The 5,575-nt window shown below is 42.0% G+C and carries 3 protein-coding genes and 2 tRNA genes; 1 reads left to right on the forward strand and 4 read right to left on the reverse strand.

All coding sequences use genetic code 11. The annotated features are described in order from the left end of the window. Positions 1-245: 245 nt before the first annotated feature. The 4 genes from AAC000_RS23375 to AAC000_RS23390 form a co-directional block, all read right to left on the reverse strand. Positions 246-321 (reverse strand) — tRNA-Ala (locus AAC000_RS23375). Between the two features lie 102 nt (positions 322-423). Then, positions 424-1,833, reverse strand: a complete 1,410-nt coding sequence (gene gltX / locus AAC000_RS23380; protein ID WP_339726364.1) for a glutamate--tRNA ligase — start codon at positions 1,831-1,833, stop codon at positions 424-426. Positions 1,834-2,036: 203 nt separating this feature from the next. Beyond that, positions 2,037-3,416: a DUF1501 domain-containing protein gene (locus tag AAC000_RS23385; protein WP_339726365.1), complete on the reverse strand. Its 1,380-nt coding sequence runs from the start codon at positions 3,414-3,416 to the stop codon at positions 2,037-2,039. A 10-nt stretch (positions 3,417-3,426) separates the two neighbouring features. Further along, on the reverse strand, positions 3,427-5,094 hold the full coding sequence (locus tag AAC000_RS23390) for a DUF1800 domain-containing protein (RefSeq protein ID WP_339726367.1): 1,668 nt from the start codon (positions 5,092-5,094) through the stop codon (positions 3,427-3,429). 404 nt (positions 5,095-5,498) lie between these two features. Here AAC000_RS23390 and AAC000_RS23395 point away from each other — a divergent pair. Continuing rightward, positions 5,499-5,574, forward strand: a tRNA-Val gene (locus tag AAC000_RS23395). Position 5,575: the final 1 nt, after the last annotated feature.

Below are 5,575 nucleotides of genomic sequence, written 5' to 3' on the forward strand. Positions count from 1 at the left end.
CCCCTGTTACCGCCGTGAAAGGGCGGTGTCCTAGGCCTCTAGACGATGGGGACAACAATTTCGCTTATCAAAGCTCAGCTTTGATAAATTGTTGTTAGGAGAAGTGAGCCTGCAAACTGAGCGGCAATATCTTTTCCGAACAACTAAAATAATTGTCTTCCGATATACAAAAACTTTTCAGTTTCTATTTATCAGTCTTATCTATATATCTACTGGCCTAGGTGGTAGTAGACAATCCTTGATATTGGTGGAGCCAGGCGGGATCGAACCGCCGACCTCTTGCGTGCCACGCAAGCGCTCTCCCAGCTGAGCTATGGCCCCAAACTCATTAAATAAGCTTGCGCTTTTACCCAACAAGTAGGTGTCGTTCCGTGACAGCGGGGCGCATTCTAGGCATCTGCACTTTTTATGTCAACGATTTTTTCAGGAATTTTCTCTGTTTGCTATATATTCGAGCGCTTTGTCTATACGTTGTACAATTTGAGCAGGTTTTAACAGGTTTAAAGTTAAATCTAATGAAGGTGAATTACCTGCTCCTGTCACTGCTACGCGTAAAGGCATTCCTACTTTTCCCATACCTATCTCTAACTCTTCAGCAGTTTGGTTAATTGCGTTATGAATAGATTCTGTATTCCACTCGGTTAAAGCGGATAATTTGCTTTTTACGAGTAACAAAGCTTCTTTCGCAACAGGACGTAAGTGTTTTTTAGCGGCTTTTTCATCAAAGGCTTCATATTCTTGATAAAAGTAGCCACTGATTTGCGCTAATTCTTTTAAGGTTTTAACACGATCCGCCTGCACAGTAATCACATCTTCTAAGGCAGGACCTTGAGTGATATCGATGCCTTGTTGAGCAAAATGCCATTTAGCATGTTCAGCCACTTCTTTAACGGGCAATGTTTTGATGTAATGTTGATTTAACCAAATAAGTTTATCAGTATTAAACGCCGAGGCAGACTGACCTATAGCATCTAAAGAAAACAACTCAATCATTTCATCTAATGAAAAAATTTCTTGATCACCATGTGACCAACCAAGGCGTACCAAATAATTTAACAAGGCTTGAGGTAAATAACCGTCATCTCTAAATTCCATTACACCTACTGCATTGGTGCGTTTTGATAGTTTTTTACCATCGTCACCTAAAATCATAGATACATGGGCGTATTCAGGGATAGGAGCGCCTAAAGCAAGTAATATATTAATTTGCCGCGGGGTGTTGTTGATATGGTCTTCACCACGCACTACATGGCTAATACCCATATCCCAATCATCTACAACAACGCAAAAATTATAAGTCGGCGCACCATCAGTACGACGAATAATTAAATCATCCAGTTCACTATTGGCAATTTCAATATCACCACGAATATGATCCTTAATCACCACACTGCCGGTTTGAGGGGTTTTGAAACGAATAGCAAAAGGTTGACCTTCGGGATGATCAGTGCGGTCGCGCCAAGTTCCAGGATAACGAGGCTTTTCCCCTTTTGCCATTTGTGCTTCGCGGATCGCATCCAATTCAGCTGCAGGCATAAAACACTTATAGGCTTTACCTTCCGCTAACAACTGGTCGATGAGTAAGTTGTATCTGTCAAAACGTTGGGTTTGATAAAAAGGCCCTTCATCCCAATCCAATCCTAACCACTGCATACCTTCTAAAATGGCGTCAATAGCAGCCTGAGTAGAACGTTCAATATCCGTATCCTCGATACGTAATACAAATTTTCCACCTTTATTTTTAGCATATAACCAAGAATAAAGCGCAGTACGGGCGCCACCAACGTGTAGGTAACCAGTGGGACTAGGAGCGAAACGAGTAACAGTTGTCATGTGTATAAAAGCCTGAACTAAAAATTGGCGGCATTTTATCAGCCAATCAAAGGAATATATACCCAAACCACGACAAAATAAGCGATTCAACACTAGCTAAAGCAGTTTAGATATGAGCACCTCGTTAAGCTAGCTTTATGCGGCCTATTAGACTATTCGCGGCACTAATCGACTCTGTAAAAGATAACCGCCTCAATCACATCCTAGAAGAAGCCTAAATCATGGATATCAAATCGATTAAGATTAGGAAATACGGCATTTAATTCACTTTCACTCAGCCCAAACCAACGAGATAGACTAGCGGCATATTGATCGACAGATAAGGTAGGAATAATCCTTCCGTCACCAAGATCATCATCGGATCCAAGTTCCAAGGCTGGCATAGTCCCGTATAACTCTTGGCCCTTAACCGCCCCTCCCATAATAAGTTGATGCCCTCCCCAGCCGTGATCTGTGCCATCACCATTACTGGTTAAGGTGCGCCCAAAGTCAGACATGGTAAAAGTAGTGATTTGCTCAGATAAACCTAGTTCATCAATATTGCCTTGAAACGCGCTAAGCGCTTCACTCAACGACTGCAATAACCGAGGATGAACAGTCGCTTGATTATCATGGGTATCCCAACCGCCTAGCCCTACGTAAAAAATTTGCCGCTGCTGGCCTAGTTGCTCTTGAACACTGGCGAGGCTGGCGACCATTTTAAGCTGCTCGGCTAACGTATTATTCGCTGGATATTGAATTTGTGTTGTTACAGCCTGATCTAGTGCAGAGGCTATCAAGGAATTATTCGTAGCTGCACTGATTAATACATTTTTAAATTCCTGCTCCAACAAATGTGGTGTGGTGCTCAGTAATCGTTCAAAAGCAGCGACACGATGGGCATTCCAATCTTTTGTCCCATCTAGTCCTGCAAACTGTTCAGGACCTCCTGAATTTAAGGAAAAAGGAGAGGTAATGGTGCCAGTCTGCAGTAAATTTATTCCATCGATGGATAAATTCATCGGTAACCCAATTTGGGTGTCAGTCATCAACTCTGCTATTCTTCCTGCCCAACCACTAAATGCGGGCTCTTCTGGTCTGGCACTTTGCCAATGGTTTTGCTGGTCGTTATGAGAAAACAACTGGGGCGGCAATAAGCTTCTATCTTGCGTGGCTTGCAACTTAGAAACAGGCTGCAACAAAGGACCTGTATTGGCCACCACCGCCAGTTTATTTTGTTCGAATAAACTATGTGCAGCCCTCATAGCTGAAGGCATACCCACAGCATAAGGTTGCGCGCTATTTGGATTGATTGGTAATAATGACTCTTGCGAATAGGCTAAGCCTTGTCTAACTTGTTGATAAATTTGATATTCATAGTCGTCAGTGGGCACCAACATATTGAGTGAGTCATTTCCACCATACAAAAACACACACACTAACGCTTTATATTCTTCAAACCTAGTCCCAGAATGTGCAAGTGCCGCATTAGCCAACGCAAAGTTTAATCCCACTCCTGATGCTGAAGTAACACCAGCAATAGAAGATAAAGACCCTTGTAAAAAGGATCTACGCTGCTGATTAAAGTGAGCATTATATTTCATGGATTAATTCTCACTTCTGTACTGAATATTGGGGTGAATTCATGATTAAAAACACTAAATCTGCAACTCGTTCAGAAGGTTGCGCGTAAATGGTTTCATTATGCAGTTCGGACAAAACTTCTCGCATTTGCTCTGACATTGCTCCGGCCATCAAGAGTATATTTAAGCGCTCCAATAAATCATCAATATCATTCACTAGGGCTATTTCTTCACTAAAATCGACTATCACCTGCTCTGCATCACCATTAGGTGTGTGACTCCACAATGCTGAATAAGCAAAAAAATTGCTGGTACGAATAGCGTAGTTTTCTGTGGTTATTTGAAACTCTGGTGCAACTAATCCTTGCTCGGCAATCACACCTGGTGGTGAAAAGCCGGGAGAAAAGAAATTAAACACTGAAGGTGCCGCTAGGGGGGCCTGATTAAAGAAATAGTCTGGATAACCTTGTTGGTATCTTTCACTAGGTGAATACGCCTTAAAAGCCCGCCACAAATGTGTGGCTTTTAAAATGGGCTCTCGTAACTTACCAAATACATTGGGATCATTGATATAACCATTTTGAGCCTCATCATCCATCAATATACTTTTAACCACTGCACCCAAGTCCCCCCGCACACCTAAACCATTGTCATTAAAAACAGCACTGATCCTAGCAATATACTCAGCACTGGGATTACTGCTCACTAATCTTTGAATAAGCTGCTTACTAATAAAGGGACCAACGTTTTCATGGTGAAAAATATTATCTAATGCCTGAGTTAAATCACGCTCTGCACTCTGATTAGCGGGCAGAACCACACCATTTAACAGGGTTTTACTCCCAATATCATGACGTGCTTGCACCGCTTCCATGGCATTCAGCGCATCATAGTTATCCCACCAGTACCACCAAGTGTCTTCAGTGGTGCCATTAAAATGCCAACCTGTGTACACATGAGCAAATCCCTCTATTGTCGATTGGTCATAAGTAGGAATAGTATTTCCGGTTTCGTCTAATTTAGACGAACCGTCTTGATTTAATTCAACTAGACCTATACTAAACAATTGCATCGCTTCCCTAGCATAATTTTCATCCGGCCTAATATTGCGGTCGCTATTGGGCTTCTCATTACCTAACATACTCAAATACATGCCCATCATGGGTGAAAGCGTGACGGCTTCCAACAACTCTCGATAATTTCCAAATGCATGTTTAGCTAGCAGATCGTAGTAGTTAGCAATACCGAAATACTCTTCAAAAAAATTACTATTTTCTGAAATAACAAAAATTTCACTCAATGCAAATGCGACCCGTTGCCGCAATTGGTCCTCTCCATGAAGAGCGATATACCACCAAGCTTCAACACGATGCATTCGTGTTATTTCTTCTTCAGATGAAAATGTGGATTGCAAATTAGTCAAATAATCCACTTGAGAACTCGGTGCCCTGTCCATTTGCCAATCAATCCATTGCTCTCGCCCTAAATCAACAACTTGTTCAATGGATGCTTCTGAGGGCCCAAATGACGCCTGATTTAAAAGCCGTGCCGCATCTTTCATACGCGCATCTAAATCGACAGTTGGCAGGGACGGTTCAATTATAATGGGAGTAGCGGTAGGCGAACTATTATCGGCCCCACCTCCACACGACGTAGTGACTAATAGTAATAAAACAATAATAAAGGTAATTTTATGCATAATCGAATTAGCCGTTAATTAACACTGGAAGTATAGGTTAACTTTGTGAGGTTTTAAGGCCGCAAAATGTAACCAATTACAACTTTCTCGCAACTATGGTTATATTCTACGCACTAAACTAGCAATATTGTTTGGTTTTTACCCACTCAGACAATAATTTTCATTTAGATGTTGACAGGCAAAAGTCCATACCTATAATAGCGCTCCACTTACTAGCCAAGGCTACTAAGCAGTAGCGGATTAACTCTGCTAGCTCAGTTGAAAAACAGAGCATTGGAAAACTGGTTGAATCCAGTAGTAGTAAAATTTGGTCGCTTAGCTCAGTTGAAAAAAGACAGAGCATCGCCGCTCTTTATAAAGAATGGTCGAGTGACACTGGTTCAATCCAGTAAGTAGTAAAATTTGGTCGCTTAGCTCAGTTGGGAGAGCATCGCCCTTACAAGGCGAGGGTCACTGGTTCAAGCCCAGTAGCGACCACCAT

This window comes from uncultured Paraglaciecola sp. (assembly GCF_963977085.1).
In the GTDB taxonomy this organism is placed as follows: domain Bacteria; phylum Pseudomonadota; class Gammaproteobacteria; order Enterobacterales; family Alteromonadaceae; genus Paraglaciecola.